Below are 23,268 nucleotides of genomic sequence, written 5' to 3'. Positions count from 1 at the left end.
GGAGGACGAGAAGAACCGAGGGAGAAGGTGATGCGACTGGGTTTCCTGACATCGGCCGTTGTCGCGGGGGTGTTCGCGTCCGGCCTCGCCGCGGCGGCGCCCATTGTGGTCAAAGTCGAGGACATGGAGTTCACCACCGACAGCAACTTGGTCCAGACTGCGCGTCCCGGCTTCGGCAGCGCCGGCCCGGTGACACTGGACTGGGGCGCAGCCGTGTCCCCATTCCAGCGCCTGTTGAACTGGAACGGTCTGGACTACTCCCGCCGGCAGGCGGCGTCGTGCACGGCGGTGGCCGACTGTCGGCTCGACCTGACCGTGGCCCCAGGCAGCACGGTGACGCTCAAGAGCTTCTTCCTGGGCGCCTGGCTGAATCACAGGACCGTAGCGTCCTTTGGCGCGTAAGGGACCTCACGGACGACAGCACCGTCGCCCAACAAACCTCGATTGTCCCCGGCGGGACGGGGCTCGTGGTGACCATCAACGCCACCTCCTCGACCGGCTTCATCCTGTTCGGGCCGGACGACAGTGGCATCAACGACATCACCTACAGCTTCACGACGGCCGTGCCCGTGACAGGGGCGCTCGCCCTATTCGGCACCGCGCTGGTCGGCCTCGGCCTCGCACTCCGCCGCCGCGGCTGACGGGGGCGCCTAGGGCCGCCGAGGCTCGCCATAGGTCGGCGCGGGGCGGGCAGGCCGCCTCAGCCGACCCGTTCCCAGATCTCGGAACGCCGCCGCCGGCCGTCGGACGGGCGATGCGCCGGCGCGCGGGCCCCTGCCGCCTCAGTTCAGCTTCTTCGGGTCGTCGGGGGCGCCTTCGCCGCGCGCGGCGAGGTAGTCGTCGGTCGTGACGATCCGCGGTCGTTCCCCGGCCGCATAGGGGTCGAGCCCGCCCGTCTCCGTCACCGTGATGGCGCGGCAATCGGCGCACATGCGGATGAGATCGAGATTCGCCGCCGAGCCCTTGTACATCCAGTGCGAGGCCGAGAGCTTCGCCGCGATCCGCTCGATCGTGCTCTTCGTGCCGAACGGGGTGCCGCAGCGTATGCAGGCGAACGGTTCCTCCTCCTTGATGAGCCGCGGCTCTGCGGCCTCCGGCGTGAGATTCAGCCGCGGCTCGAGTACGATCACCTTCTCCGGGCAGGTCGCGGCGCAAAGGCCGCATTGCACGCAGGCGTCCTCGGTGAAGGTGAGCATCGGGCGGTCGGGGTTGTCGCGCAGCGCCCCGGTCGGGCAGACGGAGACGCAGGAGAGGCAGAGCGTGCAGCCCGCGGTGTCGACCCGAAGCGTGCCGAAGGGAGCGCGCTCGGGAAGCGGAATGATCGCCGCAGGGGCGGGCGCTGCCTTGCCGAGCTCCTTCAGTGCCGTCTGCAGCACGCCGCGCTTGTCGCCCATCGCGAGGAAGCGCCTCGGCTCCGCCACACCGTCACGACGCGTCAGCGTGCGCAGCGCCGCGGCGAGCGCGTCCGGGTCATCCGCAGCGATCACCCCGACCCGCTCCTCACCGAAGCCGAGGCCACGTAGCACCGCATCGGCGAGCGTCAGCGTCCGGTCGAGTGCGGCGGTGTCGTCGCGCGGGCGCGCGCCCATCAGAACGCGGAGCTCTGCCGCGCCGTAGGCGAAGGCGGCAGCGATGAGCTCGAGACCCAACGCTGTCACCTCGTTCACGTTGAAGGGAAGCACGCGCGCCGGCAAGCCGGGGCCATGGCGCGCGAGCGCCTCGATCAGCGGCGCGCCATGCTCGTCCTCGTGCAGGAGCAGAACTGGCCGCTTCCCCCCCGCCTCGAGATAGGTGAGCAGGAGCGCGCGCAGCCGGCGCAGAAGCGCATCCGCCGGCGGGAGCGCGTAGGAGGCCGCCCCTGTTGGGCACACGGCGCTGCAGGAGCCGCAGCCGGCGCAGATGTTCGTGTCGATCGCGACATGATCACCCGCAGGAGCGATCGCGCCGACCGGGCAGAGGTCAAGGCAGCGGGTGCAGCCGGTGCGCTTGTTGCGGGAATGCGCGCAGAGGCTCGCGGTGAAGGTCACGAAGCGCGGCTTGTCGAAGGTGCCGACGAGCTCCGCCGCCTGGAAGATCGCTCTCTGCACCGCCGCCCTGTCGCCTGGGTCGGCGCGCAGATAGCCCGGACGCTTATGATGGGCCGGGAACAGGGGCGCCCCGCCCGAGAGGTCGAGGATCACGTCGCAGCGGCTCTTCGCCCCGTCGCGGGGCGGGCCGAAGACGAGCGCGGCGCGGGAGGACGGGGCGGGGGCGGCGTAGTCATCGACCACGAGCTCGAAGGCGCCGAGATGCCCGCGCGCCGAGCGTATGGTCCCCTTGAGGACGGGGAAGGTGGTTGTGCGCGGCGGCAGCACGTCCTTCGGCCGCGTGAGAAGAACGGTGAGGTTCAGCCGGTTCTCGAGCTGGCGCGCCGCCTCGATCGCTGTCTCGTCTCGGCCGTAGACGAGCGTCACCCCCTCCGAGGTGTAGGTGACGATCGCGGTCTCGGGCATCGGCACGGCGGCGGCGGCGATCAGCGCGGCGATCTTCGGTGTCGCCGCCTTCGCCTCGTCGCTCCAGCCCGCCTGTTCGCGGATGTTGACGGTATCGAGCCGGCCCCGGTGCCCCGCCTCCTCCGCCCGCTCGGCGAAGAGCGGCGCCTCCTGGGTGCAGGCCACAAGCACGTCCGACCCGCCGAGAGCCGCCTCGAAACGCGCGAGCTCCGCCCGGCACAGCTGGCGCGCCTCCTCGACCTTTGCGCCGGGAAGCGCGCGGGCGCAGACGCGGGCGATGCCGCCGAGGTCGAGCGGCATCGTCTCCTCGCAGGAGCATACGAACACGCGCCGCTCTGACTCTGCCATGCGCCTCCCCCGGAGCCTGCCGGCGCCCGCCTGGGAAACCGACCGCCCCGCGCATATATGACGGCGCGACCACGACCGCCAGCGGGGGCAGCCCACGACGCCATGCGCGCCGCCGAGCTTGACCGACGACTCGACCTTCCCCCCCTTTTCAGGGGCGTGACTCTGCGCGAAGGCGGGGACGCCTTCCGCCACGCCTGCGCGATCGCGCCTGAGGCGGGGGCGGGGACGCTGGTGCTCGCCCGTGGCGGCCTTACCTTCGACTGCGCGGTGGTGCTCGAACCCGCGATGCCGCTCGCCCGCGCGCGGCTCGCCCTCTATGTCGGCATGGCTGCGCTCGCCGATGCTCTTGCCGTCGCCGCTCCGCCCGAGCACCCGATCGGCTTCGTCTGGCCCGATCTCATCCGCGTCGACGGCGCCCGGCTCGGCGGCATGCGGCTCGCCTGGGCCCCCGTCGCGGGCGAGCTCCAGGCCCCCGCCTGGATGGTCCTGCACGCCGCGCTCAGGCTCGCCGAACCGCCCGGAATCGAGACCGGGCATTTCCCCGACCGCACCTCGCTCGAGCAGCAGGGCTTCGAGGACCAGGACGGGGCCCGGCTCGCCGAGCGCTTCGCGCGGCATCTCATGGTCGGGCTCTACACCTGGCAGGACGAGGGCCTCGCCCCGGTGGCGGAGCAGTATCTCTTGCGCCTCGAGGAGCCGAAGGCGGCGCGGCGTGGGATCGACCCCTCGGGCGACCTTGTGCTGGTGGACGAGGCAGGGGTGGAGACGCGACGGCCGCTTGCCGAGGCGCTCGCCGCCCCCCAATGGCTCGATCTCGTCGCATGACACGGCGGATCCTGCGCACCCTTAGGCTCGACCCCTCCGACACGGTGGTGTTCGATCGCGCCGCCGAGCCGGGCGAGATCGCGGTGGTCGGCAGTTTCATGTTCTGGGACGTGGACCCCGCCGCGCTCACGGGCCGGGCGCGCCAAGCCTTCCGCTCGGGCTTCCTCGGCCTCGGCTCCTTCGGGTTCTCGACCCTCGTCAGTGTGGGCTCGGTCACGGAGGAGGAGCGTGCGGCTGCGGCCGCCTCTCTCGCCGCACGTCTGCGCGACCAGTTCGGCGCTCCCGACGATGCGTCGGCGCTCGCCGTCGCCGAGGAGGAGCTCGCCTTCTCTGAGGAGCTCGCCTCCGGGCATGAGCCGGGAACGGTGATCGCGCTCAGCCGCAGCGTCGAAGCGGAGGGGGTTCGGGAGCGGTTCCGCACCCTCAGGCGCAGGGGGTCCCCGCAGGCTCTGCCCGTGATCGGCCTCGTGCGCAGCGACGACGCGGCGGAGGAGCGCGCGGAGCGGGTCGATCTCGTCGCACTCGTGCGTCGGGCGAACGGCTGAGGAGGAGCGGCGTGCGGCCCGATTTCTGGCTCTCGTGCGGCCATCACCTCGTGGAGCGAACCGAGGCGGGGGGGCTTGCGGTGACGGACGCCCTCATTGCTGCCTGGCTCGCCCGGCCGGAGCTCGTGCCGCCTGCAGAGGCCTGCGCGGCGGAGCGCGCTCTGCACGCCTCCCTGCTCGCCAATCCGCGCCGCGGCGTCGCTGCCGTCGAGGTCGAGGCGATCGCCGATGCCGATGCGCGGGAGAACTGGCAGGCTTGGCTCGCGTTCCGCGACCACCTGCTCGCCCACCCGACGGTCGAGTCGGCCTACACGGCGCTGTTCCGCGGCGACCTTCGCGGCACCCCGCCGCTGTTCCTCGCCCAGCTCGCGCAGCTGATCCTGCGCAACATCCTCGACGAGACCGACGACCCGATCCGGCTGCGCGCGGCGGAGCTGTTCTTCCGCCCGCAGCGTGTCTCGACCGAGGGCGGCAACCTCCTGCTCGCCGACGAGGAGACGGTCCAGGCGGCGGCCGGAGAGGCGCGGGAGCGCCACGCCGGCCTCGGCGTGCTGGGGCAGATGATCGCCGAAGCCGGGGCGAAGCTTCGCTCGGTGGAGCTCGACGTTCTGTCGCGCGACAATGCCGCGATCTACTGGGACCGGTCGGACCGGTTCGATACCGTGCTCGACCTGACCTTCGGGCGCGACGGCCAGGACGCGCTCGCGCGCGTGATCGAGGCCTGGGTGCGTCATCTCGTCGGCGTGCGCGTCTCGGTCCAGCCGCTGCAGACGATCCATGACGAGGCCTGGGCTTGGTATGTCGGCCTCGATCAGGAGGCGACGGCGATCTGCACCCGGCTCTGGCACGGCGAGCGTGTGGGGGCGGAGGACTTGGGCCGGATCCTCGCCCTGTTCCGCCTCGAGTTCGAGGATCCTGCCGAGATGCTGCCCCGCGTTGCCGGCCGCCCGGTCTATCTCGCTCTTGCCATGACGCCGGCGCGAACGGTGCGGATGAAGCCGCAGAACCTGCTCGCCGGCCTGCCGCTTCGGCAGGCGCAGGCCGCCTGAGGCGGAAGCGATGCTGGCCGAGGAGCATCACCCCGTCGCCGTCGTGGTGGAACGTCGTGCCGGGTCGACGCCCTGGGCCGAGGATCTCTGGGTGCCGGTCGCGGTGCTGCCGGGCGAGACCGCGGCGGCGCCGTGGACGGTCCTGCGCAAAGAGAAAGGGCTCACCGCCTACATCGCCGGCAGCACCACGGTGAGCTTCTTTTCCTCCGAGACGCCGAACTACAAGTCGAACCTCGAGAGCGGGGCGCCGGTGCTTTGGGTGGTGCTCAGGCCCTCGAGCACTCCGCCAGGGATGGAGCTTGTGGCCGTGCTCGCCGATCCTGGCGAAGCGGAGGCGATGACCACCGCCGGGTCGGACGTGATCGAGACCGTGCCGATGCCGGGGCAGATCCGCGAGGCGCTCGAGGCGTTCGTCGCCGCGCATCACGTCGAGCGCGGCTTCCACAAGCGCAAGCGTGATCGTGCTGACCCCGAGAGCCTCGGGGTGCGCCGACGGGTCGCGCGCGATGTCTGAGGAGGAGCGCTCCGGCGAAGGCTTCCTCGCCCGCTGGTCGCGGCTCAAGCGCTCGGGCGGGGAGCGATCCCGCCAGGAGCCGCCTCCGACCGTCACCCCGGGCGCGCCGTCGGGGGTCGCGCCCGCCACCGAGCCAGTCCCGCCGCCCCCCGTCGCGGCGCGGGCCGAAGCCGTCGGCGAGCCCGAGCCCGAGCCCGAGCTCGACCTCTCCTCCCTGCCGCCGATCGAGACGCTCACGGCCGAGAGCGACATCAGCGTCTTCCTCCGCAAGGGGGTTCCGGCAGCGCTTCGGAATGCCGCGCTTCGGCGGGTCTGGAGCCTCGATCCCACCATCCGCGACTTCATCGGCCCGGCCGACTATGCGTGGGACTGGAACGTGCCGGGGGGGGCGCCGGGTTACGTGGCCGAGATCGCAACCGGGCCGGACGTGGAGGCTTTGGCGGACCGGATCCTTGGCCTCGTTCGCCGCGAGCGTGCCGAGGACAAGCCCGGAAGCCCGAGCGACGGCATGGCAGGGGAAGCGCCCGACGCGGGCGGGGCGGAGGGAGCCGGTTCGCCGCCCCAGGCAGCAATTCGCCTCTCCGAGTCGGCGGGCCGGGTGGTCACCGCGCCCGACGCCATCCCCCCGGCAACGGCTCCCGCGGTTCCCGCGAGCCTCGAGGCGCCGGCCGATGGTCAGGCGAGCAGGGGCGGGGCGCGGCGGCCGCGTCACGGCGGCGCGACCCCTACCTGAGCGTGCAGGTCGGAAAAACGGCTGTCCCCGCATCGTTCCGAGACGATGAGCCCTTGCGGAGGCGCTCCGCTCGGGCCGACACGGCCACCGCAACCCAGGTCACGGCCTATTGACCGACATGCCGGCTGGGGCATAGCCTCTCACACATCGAGGTAGGGAGGAACGGGGACGTGCTGGCCTTGGTGCCGACACGGATGCAAGCGGCGGAAGCGCCGAACAACGGTGCAAGTCAGGGCTTGTGCTGGCCTCCAGCGCGGCGAGGCTTTGGGTCGCTGAGGGGCTGGTTCTGATGGCCGAACAGCTTGCCGTGGCACGGCTTGGCCCTGGTGCGGAGAGCAGCCGCGACGCGGCGGTCGACCCCGTGGATGTGATGCGGGCGCGGCACTGGTCCCTGCTCTCCACGCTTCTGTTCCGCCCACCTGGACAGGAGCTTCTTGAACAGCTTTCGTCGCTCGAGGCGGACGAGACGCCGCTTGGCGCGGCGCGCGGCATGCTGGCCGCTTCCGCCCGCGAGGCGAACGAAGCCGCGCTTGCGCGCGAGTTCCACGATCTCTTCATCGGGCTCGGGCGCGGCGAGCTTCTGCCCTATGCGAGCTACTATCTCACGGGCTTCCTGCACGAGAAGCCGCTCGCCAAAGTTCGGGCGGACATGGAGCGGCTCGGGCTTGCCCGCGCCGACGGGGTGGGCGAACCGGAGGACCATATCGCAACACTTGCCGAGATCATGGCGGGGCTCCTCTCCGGCGCGTTCGAGGCGGGGGCCGAGGAGGCGCCGCGGTTCTTCGCGCGCCATATCGCTCCCTGGGCGGGGACCTTCTTTCGGGATCTCGAGACGGCCGAGCACGCCCGGTTCTACCGGGCGGTCGGCCGGCTCGGGCGCGTGTTCGTCGAGATCGAAGCTGAGGCGGCCACGCTTCCTGCCTGAGGGGAAACCCCTGAGGTCGGGGCCAAGGCTTCCCGGTGATGAGGAACGGATCGGTACGGAGTGAGGGATGATGAAGACAGAGAAGGCTGACGCCGCGCCGGCGCGGCGTGGGTTCCTCAAGTCGCTCGGGCTGTCCGCCGGAGCGGCCGCTGTCTCGGCGCCGCTGCTGGCGACGCCGGCTGCCGCACGCGAGAGCGCCCAGGAAGCGCGCAAGCGGCGCTACCAGCCGAACAGCCCGCACATCCAGGCCTTCTACCGCACCAACCGCTACGAGCAGTGAGGGAGGCGTCGATGCTGATCAAGCGCAGCGAGGGCAAGGTCTCGCGCACGGGTCTCGCCTCGGCCTTCGCCGGCCTTTCCGGCGGGGCGATGGACCGTCGCGGCTTCCTCCGCAAGTCGGGGATCGTCGCCTCTGGTCTCGGCGCGCTCGGCGCGCTCGGTGCTGGCACGGTGAAGAAGGCGGACGCCGGGCCGATGCAGCCCGGCGTGGCGGTGGTGAAGAGGAAGAACATCTGCACCCACTGCTCGGTCGGCTGCACCGTGATCGCCGAGGTGCAGAACGGGGTGTGGGTCGGCCAGGAGCCGGCCTGGGAGAGCCCGATCAACCGCGGGACGCACTGCGCCAAGGGCGCCGCGGTGCGCGAGCTCGTGCACGGTGACCGGCGCCTGAAGTACCCGATGAAGCTTGTGAACGGCCAGTGGACCCGGCTGAGCTGGGACCAGGCTATCAACGAGATCGGCGACAAGCTTCTCGATATCCGCGCCAAGGCCGGCCCCGACGCGGTGTTCCTGCTCGGCTCGGCCAAGTTCTCGAACGAAGGCGCCTATCTTTACCGCAAGTTCGCCGCGTTCTGGGGCACCAACAACGTCGACCATCAGGCCCGCATCTGCCACTCGACGACGGTCGCGGGGGTTGCCAATACCTGGGGCTACGGGGCGCAGACCAACAGCTACAACGACATCCGCAACGCCAAGACCATCCTGATCATGGGTGGCAACCCGGCCGAGGCGCACCCGGTGTCGCTGCAGCACGTTCTCCAGGGCAAGGAGATCAACCGCGCCAACCTGATCGTCGCCGATCCGCGCTTCACGCGCACCGCGGCGCACGCCACAGAGTATGTCCGGTTCCGCCCCGGCACGGACATCCCCGTGCTGTGGGGCATCCTCTGGCACATCTTCGAGAACGGCTGGGAGGACAAGGAGTTCATCCGCCAGCGCGTCTACGGGATGGAGGACGTGCGGAAGGAAGTGGCGAAGTGGACGCCGGCCGAGGTCGAGCGCGTCAGCGGCGTTCCCGGCGCGCAGCTTCGCAAGGTGGCGGAGATGTTCGCGAAGCAAAAGCCCGCCACCCTCGTCTGGTGCATGGGGATGACGCAGAAGACCGTGGGCACGGCGAACGTGCGCGCGGCCTGCATCCTCCTGCTTGCCACCGGCAATGTCGGTTCCCCCGGCACGGGCGCGAATATCTTCCGCGGCCACTGCAACGTTCAGGGGGCGACCGACCTCGGTCTCGATGTGACCACGCTCCCAGCCTATTACGGGCTCGACGAGGGCGCGTGGCGTCACTGGGGCCGGGTGTGGGATGTCTCCTATGAGTATCTTCGCGGCCGGTTCGGCCCGCCCAACGCGGATGACGCGGCGCGCAAGCGCATGATGGAGATGCCCGGCATCACCACCACGCGCTACTTCGACGCGATCCTCCTCGAGCCCGGGTCGGGCGACACCGCGAACCTTGTGGCCGGGCAGCCGAACTTCCGCGCCATGCTGGTGTTCGGTCATGGCGGCAACACTGTCACCCGGATGCCCGAGGCGGCAAAGGGGCTCGAGAAGCTCGACCTCCTCGTGGTGGCCGACCCGCACCCGACCACCTTCGCGGTGCTCGCGAACCGGCGCGACAACACCTACCTCCTGCCGATCTGCACCCAGTTCGAGTGCGACGGCAGCCGCACCGCCTCCAACCGCTCGGTTCAGTGGGGCCAGAAGATCGTCGAGCCGATCTTCGAGAGCAAGACCGACTACGAGGTGATCTACCGTCTTGCCGAGAAGCTCGGTTTCGCCAACGAGATGTTCAAGAACATCACGGTCAAGGCCAAGGTTCCGGAACCCGAGAGCGTGCTGCGGGAGATCAACCGCGGCGCGTGGTCGACCGGCTACACCGGCCAGAGCCCCGAGCGTCTGAAGGCGCACATGGCCAATCAGGGCGCCTTCGACATCGTCACGCTGCGCGCCAAGCCCGACGCGCCTCCCGAGGTGAGGGGGGACTACTACGGCCTGCCCTGGCCATGCTGGGGCACGCCGGAGCTTCGCCACCCCGGAACGCACATCCTCTACAATACGAACGAGCACGTGATGGACGGCGGCGGAACGTTCCGTGCGCGCTTCGGCGTCGAGCGCAACGGCGTGTCGCTGCTCGCCGAGGGCAGCTATTCCAAGGGCTCTGAGCTGACCGACGGCTACCCCGAGTTCACCTACGCCGTGCTCAAGCGTCTCGGCTGGGACAAGGACCTGACGGAGGCGGAGCGGGCGACCATCGAGCGGATCGGCGGCGCGAACGCCGATCGCGTGAGCTGGGCGACCGACCTCTCGGGCGGCATCATCCGCGTGGCGCTGAAGCACGGCTGTTCGCCGTTCGGCAACGCGAAGGCGCGGGCGAACGCCTGGAACCTGCCCGACCCGATCCCGGTGCACCGCGAGCCGATCTACAGCCCCCGCCCCGACCTCGTGGCGCAGTACCCGACCCGCGACAACTTCATGGCGCATCGGGTGCGGAACATCGGCAAGACGATCCAGGAGCGTGCGGTAGCGAACAACGTCGCGCGCAACTTCCCGATCGTCCTGACGTCGGGGCGCCTCGTCGAATACGAGGGCGGCGGCGAGGAGACGCGCTCGAACAAGTGGCTCGCCGAGCTGCAGCAGGACATGTTCATCGAGATCAACACCCAGGATGCGGCGGAGCGGAACATCCGCGATGGCCAGTGGGTGCTCGTGAACGGCCCGGAGATGCCACAGGGCAAGTTCATCCGCGTCAAGGCGCTCGTCACCGACCGGGTCGGGCGCGGCGTGGCGTTCATGCCGTTCCACTTCGCCGGCTGGTTCATGCAGGAGGACCAGAGGCGCAAGTATCCCGCCGGCACCGACCCGATCGTGCTCGGCGAGAGCGTGAACACGGTCACGACCTACGGCTTCGATCCGGTCACCTCGATGCAGGAGACCAAGTGCACGCTGTGCCAAATTCGCGCAGCGTGAGCGGGTAGGAGAGGGGAGACACGACCATGGCCCGCATGAAGTTCCTCTGCGACAGCGACCGCTGCATCGAGTGCAATGCCTGCGTGACGGCCTGCAAGAACGAGAACGAGGTGCCCTGGGGCATCAACCGCCGGCGCGTCGTCACCATCAATGACGGCAAGCCGGGCGAGCGCTCGATCTCGATGGCCTGCATGCACTGCACCGACGCGCCCTGCGCCGCGGTGTGCCCGGTGGATTGCTTCTACACTACCGCCGACGGCGTGGTGCTGCACTCGAAGGACCTGTGCATCGGCTGCGGCTATTGCTTCTATGCTTGCCCGTTCGGGGCGCCGCAATACCCGCGGCTCGGCAACTTCGGCACCCGCGGCAAGATGGACAAGTGCACCTTCTGCGCCGGCGGCCCGGAGGCCGACAACACGCAGGCGGAGTTCGCGAAGTATGGCGCGAACCGGCTCGCCGAGGGCAAGCTCCCGATCTGCGCCGAGATGTGCTCGACCAAGGCGCTGCTGGCCGGTGACGGCGACATTATCGCGCAGATCTATGCCGAGCGTGTGACACGCCGTGGCTACGGCTCCGGGGCGTGGGGCTGGCGCACCGCCTACAAGGAGATGACGACCGGCTGAACCGGTTGCGGAGGACAGCGTGGTGGCCGGAGTGCCGGCGAACGGCCTCCGCCACCAGAGCAAAGCACAGCGGCAGGAGCTTCCGATGAGACCACTTCTCAAGCGGCTTCGCGGCGTTGTCGCCGCTCTCTTGCTTGGCCTCGGGCTTGCCGCGGCAAGCCTGCCGGCCTCGCTCCCCCCCGCGGCCGCCCAGGCGCCAGCGTCGCCCTCGGCGGCGAACGAGCAGATGCTCTTCAACTATCTTCAGGGCAGCGTTCAGGGTCGCGTGACGATCCCCGACCAGAAGTCGGCGCTGCTGATCCAGCCCCGGGGGCGAGACTTCCAGCATTTCTGGCGCACCACGCTGAAATGGATCGGCGGTGTCGCGATCGGCGGCATGCTCGCCGTCCTCGTGCTGTTCTACCTCATCCGCGGCAAGGTTCGCGTCGAGGCGGGGCTGTCGGGGCGCACGATCGAACGCTTCAACGGGCTCGAGCGCTTCGCGCACTGGCTCACCGCCTCGACCTTCATCATCCTCGGCATCACCGGGCTGAACATCAGCTTCGGGCGGGAGCTGCTTCTGCCGCTGATGGGGCCGGAGGCGTTCGCCGCCTGGTCGCAGTGGGGGAAGATCGCGCACAACTACCTGTCCTTCCCCTTCACGCTCGGCGTGCTCCTGATGCTCGTCATCTGGATCAAGGACAACATCCCGAACGGCGACGACGTGAAGTGGTTCGCCGCCGGCGGCGGGCTGATCGGGCATGGACATCCGCCCGCGCGGAAGTTCAATGGCGGGCAGAAGGTGATCTTCTGGTTGGTCGTGCTCGGCGGCGGCGCGATCGCGGTAACCGGGTTCATCATGATGTTCCCCTTCCAGTTCGTGACCACGATGGAGGGAATGCAGCTCGCGACCCAGCTTCACGGTGTGATCGCTCTCCTGATGATCGCGATCATCCTCGCCCACATCTACATCGGCTCGGTCGGCATGGAGGGAGCCTTCGCCGCGATGGGCAGCGGCAAGGTCGACCTGAACTGGGCCAAGGAGCATCACAGCCTGTGGGTCGAGGAGGTGATGTCCGGCGGACGGGGCGCTTCTGTTCCGCGCGGCGCCAGCAAGGCCGGCGCCGACTGAGACAGGCCACCTCAATGTGCCTCGGGGCTGGCGGAGGGCCTCCGCCAGCCCCCATTCTCTTTCCATGACGCTGTTCGGGATCGCCGGCTGGTCCGGCTCCGGCAAGACGACGCTGCTTGCGAAGCTCATCCCGGCGCTGGTCGCGCGCGGGCTCACCGTCTCGACCATCAAGCACGCCCATCACGGCTTTGACCTCGACACGCCTGGCAAGGACAGCCACACGCATCGGCGTGCGGGGGCGACCGAGGTTCTGGTCAGCTCGGCCGCGCGATACGCGCTCATCCACGAGCTGCGCGGCGCGCCGGAGCTGACGCTCGAGGAACTGGCCGCTCGGCTTTCGCCGGTCGATCTCGTGCTGGTCGAGGGGTTCAAGCGGTCCCGCCACCGCAAGCTTGAGGTCTGGCGCGCCGCCGTCGGCAAGCCGCCGCTTTGGCCTGACGATCCGAGCGTGGTGGCAGTCGCCTCCGACGGCGCCGTGCCCGGCTGCACCGTGCCGGTGTTCGACCTCGACGATGTCGAGGCGATCGCCGCCTTCGTGATCGAGCAGGCGGTGCTGCGCTGCCGCCAATCCTGAAGGATCCTCGGCGTGGCCCAGTTGAGCGACGATTGTTTTGCCTTCGGCGGCGCGCTCATGCGTGTGGAGGAAGCGCTCGCCCTGGTCGCCGAGCGTCTTCCGCCGGTGAGCGGCACGGAGCGCGTCGGGCTTGCGGAGGCGGCTGGACGCGTGCTTGCGGCCGATCTCTGCTCGCCGCTCGACGTTCCTCCCTTCGCCAACAGCGCCGTCGACGGCTACGCCGTCCGCCACGCCGATCTCGCGCCGGAGGGCGAGACGCTCCTTCCCGTCGGCGGCAGGGTGGCGGCGGGTGGGTCGCTGGGGAGGCCGATCCGCCCCGGCGAGGCGATCCGGATCTTCACCGGCGCGCCGATGCCTGAGGGGGCGGATACGGTCTTCATGCAGGAGGATGCCGAAGCCTTGCCCGACGGCAGGGTGCGCCTTCCGCCTGGTCTGGCGCGTGGCGCGAACGCGCGCGCGGCCGGCGAGGATGTCGCTGCGGGGAGTGTGATCCTGCGCGCGGGACGTCGCCTCCGTCCGCAGGACGTCGGCCTCGCCGCGTCGATCGGGGTCACATCGCTCGAGGTGCGTCGCCCGCTCCGTGTCGCCGTGTTCTCGACCGGAAACGAGATCGCCGAGCCTGGCACGCCGCTCGGTCCAGGCCGGCTCTATGACAGCAACCGGTTCACGCTGGGCGCGGCTCTGCGCGGCCTCGGCTGTGCCGTTACCGATCTCGGAATCCTGCCCGACCGGCGCGACGCTGTGGCCTCGGCTCTCCGGGACGCCGCGCCGGCGCACGACCTCCTCCTGACCTCGGGCGGCGTCTCGACCGGGGAGGAGGACCATGTGAAGGCCGCCGTCGAGGCGGCGGGGTCTCTGTTCCTGTGGCGGCTTGCGATCAAGCCCGGCCGGCCGGTGGCGATGGGCCAGGTCGGCGGCACGGCCTTCATCGGGCTTCCCGGAAACCCGGTCGCGGTGATGGTCACCTTCGCCCATGTCGTCCGCCCCGTCGCGCTGCGGCTGATGGGCGCGACGGTCACGCCGCCCGCGCGGTTCGCGGTGCGCGCGGCGTTCGCCTATCGCAAGAAGCCGGGGCGGCGGGAGTATGTGCGCGTCACCCTCGCCCTGGGGGAAGACGGCGCGACGGAGGCGCGAAAGTTCCCGCGCGAGGGGGCCGGGCTTCTCTCCTCTCTGGTCGAGAGCGACGGGCTGGTCGAGCTCGGCGAGGAGGTGCGCACGGTCGCCCCGGGAGACACGGTGGCGTTCCTGCCCTACAGCGAGCTCGCCTGACCGGCCGCCCCGCTGGCGCGCCTGCGCGCGGCCCCCATCTCCCCTCCATGCGCCGCCCCGTCAGCATCGTCTGGTTCAAGCGCGACCTCAGGATCGCCGATCACGCCCCGCTTGTCGCCGCGGCGGCGTCCGGCCCCGTGCTGCCACTCTGGATCGTCGAGCCAGGCCAGTGGCGCGCCCCCGAAGCGTCCGCGCGGCAGTACCTGTTCCAAGCGGAATCGGCGGCGGAGCTCTCGGCCGACCTTGCCGCGCTTGGCCAGCCTCTGGTCGTTCGTGTCGGCGAGCCTGTGGAAGTGTTCCGCGCGCTCGCCGCGTCGGTCACCATCGGCGCGATCGAGGCACACCAGGAGAGCACCGGCGAGCGCGACTACGCGCGCGACCGCGCGGTCCGGGCCTGGGCGCGAGCGGCCGGCATCCCTTTCCGCGAGCATCGGCAGAACGGGGCGATCCGCGCTCTCGGCTCGCGCGACGGCTGGGCGGCGCGGTGGGAACGTTTCACCCGCGCCCCGCTCGTGCCGACGCCCGAGGCGCTTGCCCCCGTTGCCATCGACCCCGGAACGATCCCTTCTCCCGAGGCGCTTGGCCTCGCGCCCGACCCCTGCCCGGGACGGCAGCGCGGTGGGCGGGCGGCGGCGGAGGCGCTGCTTGCGTCCTTCCTCTCCGGTCGCGCGCTCACCTACCGCCGCGCGATGTCCTCGCCGCTCGCCGGGTGGGAGGCGTGTTCGCGTCTCTCACCCCATCTCGCAGCCGGAACGCTCTCGGTGCGCGAGGCGGCCCAAGCCGCGCGGTCGGCGCGCGCCAACGCCGCGGGACCGTTGCGCAAGGGGATCGACAGCTTCCTCACGCGCCTTGCCTGGCACTGCCATTTCATACAGAAGATCGAGACCGAGCCCGCGATCGAGCGCCGCGCCCTTCACCCTGCCTATCGCGGGCTCGCCGGAGCGGGGGAGGACGACCCACGGTTCCGGGCCTGGGCGGAGGGCCGGACCGGCTGGCCCTTCCTCGATGCCTGCATGCGTTGTCTTGCCGAGACGGGCTGGCTCAATTTCCGCGCTCGGGCGATGCTCGTCTCGGTCGCGTCCATGCATCTCGGGCTCGACTGGCGTGCGGTCGGCCTCCATCTCGCCCGCCTGTTCACCGACTACGAGCCCGGGATCCACTGGAGCCAGGTGCAGATGCAGTCCGGGGTGACAGGGGTGAACACGATCCGGATCTACAACCCGGTGAAGCAGGGGCTCGACCAGGACCCGGACGGCGTGTTCGTCCGACGCTGGGTCCCGGAGTTGCGCGGCCTGCCGGGCGGGTCCGTGCACATGCCGTGGCGTTTCGGGGGCGTCGAAACCTATCCGGCACCGCTTGGTGATCACGAGGCGCTCGCGCGCGCAGCACGCGAGAGGCTTTGGGCCGTGCGACGCGGCAGCGCCTATCGCGACGCTGCGGATGCGATCCAGCGCCGCCATGGCAGCCGCCGGTCCGGCCTGAAGCAGGTCGGGGCACGCCGGAAGGCGGGGGCGCAAGCCCCGCTGCCGCTCGGAGAATGACGGCTGACCGCACCGCGATTGAGCGGACGATCCTAGCTCTCTGCGCCGCACGGGGGCCGGAGCGGAGCATCTGCCCCTCCGAGGTGGCGCGTGCGCTGGCCGGCGACGACGAGAAGGTCTGGCGCCTCCTGATGCATCCCGTGCGCGAGGAGGCGCTCCGGCTCGCCCGAGCGGGGCGGGTCGAGATCCTCCGCAAGGGGAAGACGCAGGACCCGAATGCTGGCATCCGCGGCGTGATCCGCCTCCGGATCGCGGGCGGTGAGCGCGAGGGGTGAGCCGTGGCCAGGGGCGCGGCCCGCCGGGCGGGAACGGCAACGTTACCGTTCACCTGCCTTTTGACCGGACCGCTGCCGCCGCGCACCCCCTGCCGTCACCTCGGGGAGTACGACCATGCCGATCGTCACCTTCGCCAACCCTACCGGCATGCCCGCACCTGCTGCGCGCTACAGCATGACGGCAGAGGTCACGGGCGCGTCGCGCTGGGTGCTCGTCAGCGGCCAGTTGCCCGTGGCGCAGGACGGGTCGGTGCCGGAGGACTACGGCGCCCAGGCCGATCTTGTGATCGCGCACATCACGGCCGCGCTCGCCCATCACGGGCTCGGCTGGGGCAATGTGGTGAAGCTCACCACCTATCTCACGACGCGGGCGGCGCGCGGGCCCTGGCAGGAGAGGCGTGACGCCCTGTTCCCGGGCACGCCGCCGGCGAGCACGCAGGTGATCGTCTCTGGCCTCGCCGATCCGCGCTGCGCGATCGAGGTCGAGGTCATCGCGGTCGGCTAAGGGGCGCGGGGAGCGGGGACGACGTCCCGACCGCCCCCGCCCGGTCTTCCGCGCCCCCATAGACACCCGGACCCCGCAGCCGCCGCCATTCCGGTCGACGCCGTGTGACCAGCCGCACCTCGGGGCGGCCGCGGCCCGGTGCATGCTGCGGCACGGCGCGGCGGCGGCTGGCGCATGGCCGCCATGCGGAGGTGTTCGGTGGCCGGAGCGACCTCGTCAACGCTTCGGCAACACGCCGGCCGGACAAGGGCGCCAGGTGGGACGGAGATGGGTCGCCTGATCATACCCCTCGTCGCGGCCATGATCGGAGCCGCGGTGGTGCTCGGTGCCGGCGCCGTCACCGAGCGTCGCAGTCACGCGGGCGATGCGTTCCTGACGCTGCTTCACGCGTCCCACGCCGCCGCTGTCGCGCAACAGCGCGGGGGTGCGTTCCACGCGCTACCAGGTGAGGGCGCCACGCGCTGAGTGTTCGGTCGCGCAGCCCTGCCCGAAGTCAGCTGGGCCAGCTCGGGAACGGGATACATGTGAACAGGGGGCCTGATGGCCCCCTTCGTTTGCTGCGGCCAGGTGGCGAGCGCCCTGGGCCTCAGGCCTCCGAGGCGGTGCGTGCGGAGGTTCCGCCCATCGAGATCATCGCCAAGAACTCGCGCCGCGTGGCCGGGTCGTCACGGAAAGCCCCGAGCATGCGGCTTGTCACCATCGACACGCCCGGCTTGTGGATGCCGCGCGTCGTCATGCACTGGTGTGCGGCCTCGATCACCACGGCAACCCCCTTCGGCTGCAGCACGTCATTGATCGTGTTGGCGATCTGCGCCGTCAGCTTCTCCTGGATCTGCAGCCGCTTCGCATAGGCCTCAACGACGCGGGCGAGCTTCGAAATGCCGACGACGCGCTTGTGCGGCAGGTAGGCGACATGCGCTCGGCCGATGATCGGCACCATGTGGTGCTCGCAATGGCTCTCGAGCCGGATGTCGCGCAGGAGAACCATCTCGTCGTAGCCGTCGGTCTCCTCGAAGGTCCGGGCGAGGAGCTCGACCGGGTCGATCTCGTAGCCCGCGAAGAACTCCTCGTAGGCGCGGACCACGCGCGCGGGCGTGTCGACGAGGCCCTCGCGATCGGGGTCGTCGCCTGCCCAGAGCAGCAGGGTGCGGACGGCGGCTTCTGCCTCCTCGCGCGTCGGGCGCGGGCGGCTGACAGAGGCGGCGGAGAGGGCTGCGGGTGCGTGGATGTTCATGTGCCTGGTGTCCTTCCGGACGGTTCGGGTGGCGGGATGACCGTTCTTTTCGCCCCGCGTCTTCCGTCGGGGTTATACGCGAGGGAGCGGGCGAAGCGCCCGACACCCCGGTTCCTCAACCATGCCAAAGGTGCTCCCGCCCAGCGCGTCGTCAAGCGTTCACGACAGATAGAGCCCGCTCACGCACGCGTGAGGCGCCTTCGGTGGGCTGCCCCGAGCCGTTCGCCCCCGGCTCCTGCCTGCGGACGGCAGCGGCACCGACGGCTCGGCGCTCATCCGCCCGCCTGCCGCGCTAGTGGCGCCGCATCTCCGCATGCGGGCTGTCAAGCGAGAAGGCCGGGATCACGGCATCGAAGGTCTCGCCCGTGTCGCGCACGACCATGTGGTAGGCGCCCTGCATGAAGCCCGACGGCGTGCTCAAGGGAGCGCCGGAGGTGTATTCGAACCTCTCGCCGGGAGCGAGCACAGGCTGTTCGCCCACCACGCCGGGGCCGTGAACCTTCTGCACCCGCCCGCGCGCATCGGTGATCGACCAGGTGCGGTGGGTCAGCTGCACGGTCTCGCTGCCCTCGTTGACGATCTCCACCCGATAGGCCCAGACGTAGCGGCCGTCCTCGGGCGAGGACTGCTCCTCGAGGAAGAAGGGCTCGACCGAGACGCGAATTCCGCGTGTGGTCGCACTGTAGCCGCCCTCACTCATCGGCTCCCCCGGGTCAGGGTCGCCACCGCTGGCTGACGCAGCGGCTGCGACGCGACGGCGGTATCGGCCGAGTCGCGCGCGAAGGCAAGAGGGACGTGACGCCATCGCGCGCCCCCTTTCCGCCGACTCACTCAGCCGCCCGCGCGACCGCGGCCGAGGCGAGAGCCTGGGCGAGATCCTCCTCGAGGTCGGCCGGGTCCTCGAGGCCGACGGAGAGGCGCACGAGCCCGTCCGAGATGCCGAGGCGCGCCCGCTCCTCCGCGCCGATCTTGAGGTGCGTCGTCGTCGCCGGGTGGGTGATGATCGACTTCGCGTCGCCGAGATTGTTGCTTATCCGGATCAGCCGTAGCGAATCGATCAGGCGGAACGCCGCCGCCTTCCCGCCCGCGAGCTCGAAAGAGACGATCGTTCCGCCGGCCGACATCTGGGACATCGCGAGTGCGTGCTGCGGATGGTCAGCCCGCCCGGGATAGAGCACCCGCGTGATACCGGGCTGCCCCGCAAGGAAATCGGCGATCTGCGCGGCGGAGCGGCACATCGCCGCCACCCGCAGCGACAGCGTCTCAAGTCCCTTCAGCATCACCCAGGCATTGAACGGGCTGATCGCCGGGCCGGTGTTGCGGAGGAAGGCCTGAAGCGTCCCCTCGATCCAGGCCTTCGAGGAGAGCACGGCCCCGCCGAGACAGCGGCCCTGGCCGTCGATGTGCTTCGTTGCCGAGTAGAGCACCACGTCGGCGCCGAAGGCCAGCGGCCGCTGCAGAAGCGGGGTGGCGAACACGTTGTCGACCATCACCGTCGCCCCGGCGGCATGGGCGAGGTCGCAGACGGCGCGGAGATCGACAATTTCGAGGCAAGGGTTCGAGGGTGTCTCGAGGAGTACGGCATGCGCCGGGCGTGAGAGGGCGCTGCGCCATGCCGAGAGGTCGCTGCCGTCGACGAACTCGGTCTCGATGCCGAACTTGGGCAAGAGCGTCGAGACGATCCAGTGGCAGGAGCCGAACAGAGCCCGCGAGGCGACGACGCGATCGCCTGCCTTCAGATGCGCGAGCATGGCGGAGGCGACGGCTGCCATCCCGGTGGCCGTGGCGCGGCAGGCCTCGGCGCCTTCGAGCGCGGCGAGGCGTTCCTCGAACATCGCGACGGTGGGGTTGCCAAAGCGGGAATACTGGTAGTGCTGCTCCGTGCCGAGAAAGGTGGCCTCGGCCTGGGCGGCGCTGTCGTAGACGAAGCCTGAGGTGAGGAAGAGCGCCTCCGCCGTCTCGCCATGCTGGCTGCGCGTCTGCCCGGCATGGACAGCGAGGGTGGCGGGGCGATAGCTGCGTGCGGTCATGGTTCTCGGACCCTTCTCCGCTCCGGGCCCGGCCACGGGGTCGCGACCCCCGGCTCGGGGGGCACGCGGCCTTTTAGCGCGCTTGTTTCACCTCGCCGCAAGCTGGCCGGACAAATCGCGAGGGGTGCCGACGCACCGACGCGTCGGATAGGGGCAGCGACTTGCAGGGTCAAGCCCGGCCACCCTATATTCCACTTCGGGCGCCAACGGGCGGGTATGATGTAATGGTAGCCTGTCAGCTTCCCAAGCTGAATGCGCGGGTTCGATTCCCGCTACCCGCTCCAGCCTGCAGCGCCGTCCTCCGACAGTCCCTGAAAGACGCACGTGGGTCGCCGGGTTGATCACGGCATCACCGGGCGGTGTAATCGGGCCCTTGCGCCTCGCTGCGACGGCACGAAGCGTCAAATGACGCGTCGACACCGCCCGGCCGGTTGGCGTGTAGGCGTTGAACTGCTTGAGGTTTGACGATAGATTCTGGGCCGCGGCTCCTGGTCCCCGTTCCGGACGTAGAGGTGGGGGCGGTCCCGACGCCTGGCCCGATCCTGCCGTTCCAGGACCGCCACATCTCCACGCACAGGCTGCGCGTGGCTATCCACGCTGGACCCAGACATCTCCCTCCTTCACATAGACACGCTTCACCGCAGCCCAGGCGATCCGGTGGCACGTTGCCTCGTCCTCGCCCGGCCGGAGCCGTGACCAGGCGTTGTTGAAAGCCGCCCGCCAGATGTCCTGGGCGTGTTCCGGCAGGGCGTGACGCACGGCGGGCGGAAGGTCCTCGTTCGTCGCGTAGGGCATCGGGGCAGATCACACGACGTGACGCGGCGAGCGCATGCGCCCTCGAGCGTGCCACACTCGACCGGTGTCGGGCGCCCGTGGGGATGTCGGCTTCGCGTCAGAGATCGAGATCGACCCAGATCGCATGATGGTCCGAGGCGGCGTGCACGGTCTCGGTCAGTGTCGGGAACACCGTCCAGCGCTTGGGTCTTGCGCCGGGCCAAGCGCCCTTGCGGCAGATCCCTCCCCTGACCATGCGGCGGGACAGGGCCGGCGACAGCAGGATGTAGTCGATCCTGTCGCTGTCGTTGCCGAGCCCGAACGTGCCGAGGCCGCGGCCGCTCCTTCCCCGGAACTCGACCTCGGTGAAGGCCGGATGGAGGGCGGCGTCGACGAGGTCGGTGTCGCAGAAGAGCGGGGCGAGCTCCTCGCTGTCGGCTGTGTCGTTGAGGTCGCCGAGCACGACCACGTTCTCGTGCCCCTCGCTGCAGAGCCTCCGGTAGATCCCGGCCGCTGTTCTCGCCTGGAGCCTGCGCTTGTCGCGGCTCGCGCAGCTATTGCCGCTGAACTTGCTCTTGAAATGATTCGGCAACACAACAAGCGTCTCGCCCGAAGGCGTCGACACGGTGTATTCCGGGCAATCGCGGCTGAAGATGGGCTCTCCGTTCGGCCCGCGATCATCGACATGGCTTCGGATCGCGCTGATCGGATAGCCGGAGCGCGTGGCGAGGCCGACATCGATCCCCCGCCGGTCATTGCCGTCGATCAGCATCACGCGCCGGTAGGCCTCCTCCCGCGTGACGCCGACGGCGCCGAGCATCTGCTCCTGGAAAGCGGTCAGGACCGGCCGGCTCTCCGCCTCGACGATGGCGAGGATGTCGGCGGCGACCTCCTTGATGACAAGCGCGGTGTGCTGCATCGCGAGCGCATTCACCGGCTCGACGACGAGCTCGCACCAGCCGATCCAGTCGGCGCGGCCGGAGGCGACGATCTCGGGGGTACTGCTGTTGCGGGGGCGATGGATCAGTTTCCACCTGATCCGGCGCAGCCGCGCGAACTCGGCCGTGTCGCTCCAAAGCAGGCCAAGCGTGCCGAGGTGGCGGAGCATCTCGGCCTTGACCGGATCGGTGTAGGTCACGCGGTCGATCAGCCGGTTCAACGCAGCGTGCGCCTCGAGGATGTCAGTGTGCGCGTCCGGACGGTCGGCGTTCAGCGCCTTTGCGCGAGCGAACAGGTTCTCGACGTTGAAGGCGGCGATCCGGGTCGGCATGGACGCACCCCGAGAAGTGCTGCAGGCGAAACATCCTCGCACACTGCTTGCGCGCGCACCATGTCAATCTCACGCCCGGCGCGGCGCGCGTAAATGCGTCGCCTTTCGGCACGATCCCGCGTCGCGGATTGGCCCGGCTGCGCCGGTCAGCGCATGCACTCGATCAGGACGGTCGAGGGATGTGCGATCTCGCCCACCTCCGCCGCCGGGCGCGTTCCCGTGAAGGGCGCGGTGCGCGGCGTGATGCCGTGGCGACGGAGGAAGTCCATCGCCACCCGGCCATGGATCGCGATGTTGACGTTCTGCGGCAGGTCGCCGATCCGCTCCGCCACGCGCTGGGCATTCAGCTTGGCGACGACGACGCCGATGACATTGCCGGAACGGTCGAGCAGCGGCCCGCCCGAGTTGCCGCTCTGCACGGGCGCGGAGATGATGAAGGTATTGGGGTCGTCGCGCAGCCCGGTGAGCGCGCTGACATCGCCGGTGGTGAGCGTCGGCCCGCTGCCGAGGATCCCGGTGAGCGGGAAGCCGTAGGTGACGACCTCGTCGCCACGGCGCGGCGGGCCGTCGCGGAAGGCAAGCGCAGGGCCGGCGTCGCGCGGGGCCGAGAGAAGGGCGAGGTCGCGCTGGGCGTCGGCGGCGAGAACGGTCAGGGGGTGGCGTCGGTTCTCGGGGAAGACGCCGATCACCGCCCGGCAGTTCGCCACGACATGCTGGTTGGTCAGCAGCCGCACCTCCGCCACGACGAACCCGGTGCCGGTGCTCGCCCGCTGCATCGGGCGCTGGGCGAACGGGTCCTGCGGAACGGGGGATGGGCGTTGCCCCTGCGGCGGTGTCGCTGCCCCGGTGCCGCGGATCGGCTCCGGCCTGTCCGGGCCGGTTGGCGGCGGTGGTTTGCCCGGCACGACGGCCGCGCCCTGCCGCGGCGCCGCTGCGATCGGCGGCGGCTTGCCGTCAGGGCCCTCGACGCTGCCCGCCGGCGCGGCGGAACGCAGGGCGGCGATGGTTGGCCCGTCGATCAGGCCGGTCGGCGGAAGGCCGCGGTCGCTCTGGAACGCGGCGAGCGCCGACTGGGTGCGCGCCCCGATCACGCCGTCGGGCGGGCCGGGGTCATAGCCGAGAGCCGCGAGCCGCCTCTGGATGGCGGCGACGAGCTCGCTTGCCTCCGCTGAGGCCTGGGCACGCATCTGGGCGAGCGTCGCCATCGCAGCATCGATCGCCGCTGTGCCGCTTCGGTCGGGCGCATCCGCTCGCCTGTCCTCGCCCGCGAGCGCGGGCACGCCGGTGAGCGTGGCCGAGGCGAGGAGAAGGGCGAAGAAGGGCCGCATGGCGGCTAGGTTGGCGCGGCGTGCCCCCGTGTCAACGCGGCCGCGCGCGACGCTTGC

Annotated in this window: 25 protein-coding genes, 1 tRNA gene and 1 riboswitch; of the genes, 19 read left to right on the top strand and 7 right to left on the bottom strand. The window is 70.4% G+C overall.

What is annotated here, in order from left to right; genetic code table 11:
* Positions 1–30: 30 nt before the first annotated feature.
* Positions 31–402 carry a hypothetical protein gene (locus KO353_RS06330; RefSeq protein WP_218286865.1) on the top strand — a complete coding sequence of 124 codons (372 nt, stop codon included), beginning with the start codon at positions 31–33 and terminating at the stop codon, positions 400–402.
* 68 nt (positions 403–470) lie between these two features.
* Positions 471–641 carry a hypothetical protein gene (locus tag KO353_RS06325; RefSeq protein WP_218286864.1) on the top strand — a complete coding sequence of 57 codons (171 nt, stop codon included), beginning with the start codon at positions 471–473 and terminating at the stop codon, positions 639–641.
* 141 nt (positions 642–782) lie between these two features.
* On the opposite strand, the gene KO353_RS06320 is transcribed toward KO353_RS06325, so the two are convergent.
* Positions 783–2,840, bottom strand: coding sequence for a 4Fe-4S binding protein (locus KO353_RS06320; protein ID WP_218286863.1), 2,058 nt, complete (start codon positions 2,838–2,840; stop codon positions 783–785).
* Positions 2,841–2,942: 102 nt separating this feature from the next.
* Between KO353_RS06320 and KO353_RS06315 the strand changes: the two genes are divergently transcribed.
* The 16 genes from KO353_RS06315 (at position 2,943) to KO353_RS06240 (ending at position 17,040) form a co-directional block, all read left to right on the top strand.
* Entirely contained in the window at positions 2,943–3,665 is a 723-nt protein-coding gene (locus tag KO353_RS06315) for a biotin/lipoate--protein ligase family protein (protein ID WP_218286862.1), read from the top strand.
* Positions 3,662–4,210: a DUF6505 family protein gene (locus KO353_RS06310; RefSeq protein ID WP_218286861.1), complete on the top strand. Its 549-nt coding sequence runs from the start codon at positions 3,662–3,664 to the stop codon at positions 4,208–4,210. The genes KO353_RS06315 and KO353_RS06310 overlap by 4 nt, the downstream gene beginning before the upstream one ends.
* An 11-nt stretch (positions 4,211–4,221) precedes the next feature.
* A complete protein-coding gene (locus tag KO353_RS06305) occupies positions 4,222–5,259 on the top strand; it encodes a DUF6352 family protein (RefSeq protein ID WP_218286860.1) in 1,038 nt (345 codons plus the stop codon).
* Positions 5,260–5,269: 10 nt separating this feature from the next.
* Positions 5,270–5,773 (top strand): DUF3305 domain-containing protein, encoded by a 504-nt coding sequence (locus KO353_RS06300; RefSeq protein ID WP_218286859.1) that lies wholly within the window; start codon positions 5,270–5,272, stop codon positions 5,771–5,773.
* Positions 5,766–6,506, top strand: coding sequence for a DUF3306 domain-containing protein (locus KO353_RS06295; RefSeq protein WP_218286858.1), 741 nt, complete (start codon positions 5,766–5,768; stop codon positions 6,504–6,506). Before KO353_RS06300 ends, KO353_RS06295 begins: the two co-directional genes overlap by 8 nt.
* A 238-nt stretch (positions 6,507–6,744) precedes the next feature.
* Positions 6,745–7,431, top strand: coding sequence for a TorD/DmsD family molecular chaperone (locus KO353_RS06290; protein ID WP_328774509.1), 687 nt, complete (start codon positions 6,745–6,747; stop codon positions 7,429–7,431).
* Positions 7,432–7,498: 67 nt separating this feature from the next.
* Positions 7,499–7,711, top strand: a complete 213-nt coding sequence (locus KO353_RS06285; protein WP_218286857.1) for a hypothetical protein — start codon at positions 7,499–7,501, stop codon at positions 7,709–7,711.
* Positions 7,712–7,722: 11 nt separating this feature from the next.
* On the top strand, positions 7,723–10,677 hold the full coding sequence (locus KO353_RS06280) for a formate dehydrogenase subunit alpha (RefSeq protein WP_218286856.1): 2,955 nt from the start codon (positions 7,723–7,725) through the stop codon (positions 10,675–10,677).
* Between the two features lie 26 nt (positions 10,678–10,703).
* Entirely contained in the window at positions 10,704–11,300 is a 597-nt protein-coding gene (fdh3B, locus tag KO353_RS06275; RefSeq protein ID WP_218286855.1) for a formate dehydrogenase FDH3 subunit beta, read from the top strand.
* 85 nt (positions 11,301–11,385) lie between these two features.
* Positions 11,386–12,411, top strand: a complete 1,026-nt coding sequence (locus KO353_RS06270; protein WP_218286854.1) for a formate dehydrogenase subunit gamma — start codon at positions 11,386–11,388, stop codon at positions 12,409–12,411.
* Between the two features lie 64 nt (positions 12,412–12,475).
* Complete coding sequence (mobB, locus tag KO353_RS06265; RefSeq protein ID WP_218286853.1) at positions 12,476–12,985, top strand: molybdopterin-guanine dinucleotide biosynthesis protein B; 510 nt, start codon at positions 12,476–12,478, stop codon at positions 12,983–12,985.
* 12 nt (positions 12,986–12,997) lie between these two features.
* Complete coding sequence (locus tag KO353_RS06260; protein WP_218286852.1) at positions 12,998–14,254, top strand: molybdopterin molybdotransferase MoeA; 1,257 nt, start codon at positions 12,998–13,000, stop codon at positions 14,252–14,254.
* A 47-nt stretch (positions 14,255–14,301) separates the two neighbouring features.
* Positions 14,302–15,795 (top strand): FAD-binding domain-containing protein, encoded by a 1,494-nt coding sequence (locus KO353_RS06255; RefSeq protein ID WP_218286851.1) that lies wholly within the window; start codon positions 14,302–14,304, stop codon positions 15,793–15,795.
* Positions 15,792–16,070, top strand: coding sequence for a DUF3253 domain-containing protein (locus tag KO353_RS06250; protein WP_218286850.1), 279 nt, complete (start codon positions 15,792–15,794; stop codon positions 16,068–16,070). Before KO353_RS06255 ends, KO353_RS06250 begins: the two co-directional genes overlap by 4 nt.
* A gap of 115 nt (positions 16,071–16,185) precedes the next feature.
* A complete protein-coding gene (locus KO353_RS06245; protein ID WP_218286849.1) occupies positions 16,186–16,575 on the top strand; it encodes a RidA family protein in 390 nt (129 codons plus the stop codon).
* A 267-nt stretch (positions 16,576–16,842) separates the two neighbouring features.
* Entirely contained in the window at positions 16,843–17,040 is a 198-nt protein-coding gene (locus KO353_RS06240; RefSeq protein ID WP_218286848.1) for a hypothetical protein, read from the top strand.
* Positions 17,041–17,161: 121 nt separating this feature from the next.
* Here the strand turns inward: KO353_RS06240 and folE are convergent, their stop codons facing one another.
* The 3 genes from folE to metZ all read right to left on the bottom strand — a co-directional run bounded on the left by folE (position 17,162) and on the right by metZ (position 19,839).
* Positions 17,162–17,809 carry a GTP cyclohydrolase I FolE gene (gene folE, locus KO353_RS06235; protein WP_218286847.1) on the bottom strand — a complete coding sequence of 216 codons (648 nt, stop codon included), beginning with the start codon at positions 17,807–17,809 and terminating at the stop codon, positions 17,162–17,164.
* A 292-nt stretch (positions 17,810–18,101) separates the two neighbouring features.
* Positions 18,102–18,509: a Co2+/Mg2+ efflux protein ApaG gene (apaG, locus tag KO353_RS06230; RefSeq protein ID WP_218286846.1), complete on the bottom strand. Its 408-nt coding sequence runs from the start codon at positions 18,507–18,509 to the stop codon at positions 18,102–18,104.
* A 127-nt stretch (positions 18,510–18,636) separates the two neighbouring features.
* Positions 18,637–19,839: an O-succinylhomoserine sulfhydrylase gene (gene metZ / locus KO353_RS06225; RefSeq protein WP_218286845.1), complete on the bottom strand. Its 1,203-nt coding sequence runs from the start codon at positions 19,837–19,839 to the stop codon at positions 18,637–18,639.
* A 53-nt stretch (positions 19,840–19,892) separates the two neighbouring features.
* Positions 19,893–19,971: riboswitch (SAM riboswitch) on the bottom strand.
* A 78-nt stretch (positions 19,972–20,049) separates the two neighbouring features.
* Between metZ and KO353_RS06220 the strand changes: the two genes are divergently transcribed.
* Positions 20,050–20,123, top strand: a tRNA-Gly gene (locus KO353_RS06220).
* Positions 20,124–20,427: 304 nt separating this feature from the next.
* On the opposite strand, the gene KO353_RS06215 is transcribed toward KO353_RS06220, so the two are convergent.
* The 3 genes from KO353_RS06215 to KO353_RS06205 all read right to left on the bottom strand — a co-directional run bounded on the left by KO353_RS06215 (position 20,428) and on the right by KO353_RS06205 (position 23,211).
* Positions 20,428–20,634 (bottom strand): ChaB family protein, encoded by a 207-nt coding sequence (locus KO353_RS06215; RefSeq protein ID WP_218286844.1) that lies wholly within the window; start codon positions 20,632–20,634, stop codon positions 20,428–20,430.
* 97 nt (positions 20,635–20,731) lie between these two features.
* Positions 20,732–21,883, bottom strand: coding sequence for an endonuclease/exonuclease/phosphatase family protein (locus KO353_RS06210; protein ID WP_218286843.1), 1,152 nt, complete (start codon positions 21,881–21,883; stop codon positions 20,732–20,734).
* Positions 21,884–22,029: 146 nt separating this feature from the next.
* Positions 22,030–23,211 carry a trypsin-like peptidase domain-containing protein gene (locus KO353_RS06205; protein WP_218286842.1) on the bottom strand — a complete coding sequence of 394 codons (1,182 nt, stop codon included), beginning with the start codon at positions 23,209–23,211 and terminating at the stop codon, positions 22,030–22,032.
* Positions 23,212–23,268: the final 57 nt, after the last annotated feature.

Origin of the sequence: Elioraea tepida (assembly GCF_019203965.1) — a bacterium.
GTDB lineage: Bacteria > Pseudomonadota > Alphaproteobacteria > Acetobacterales > Acetobacteraceae > Elioraea_A > Elioraea_A tepida.
This window is presented reverse-complemented; position numbering and strand designations above follow the sequence as displayed.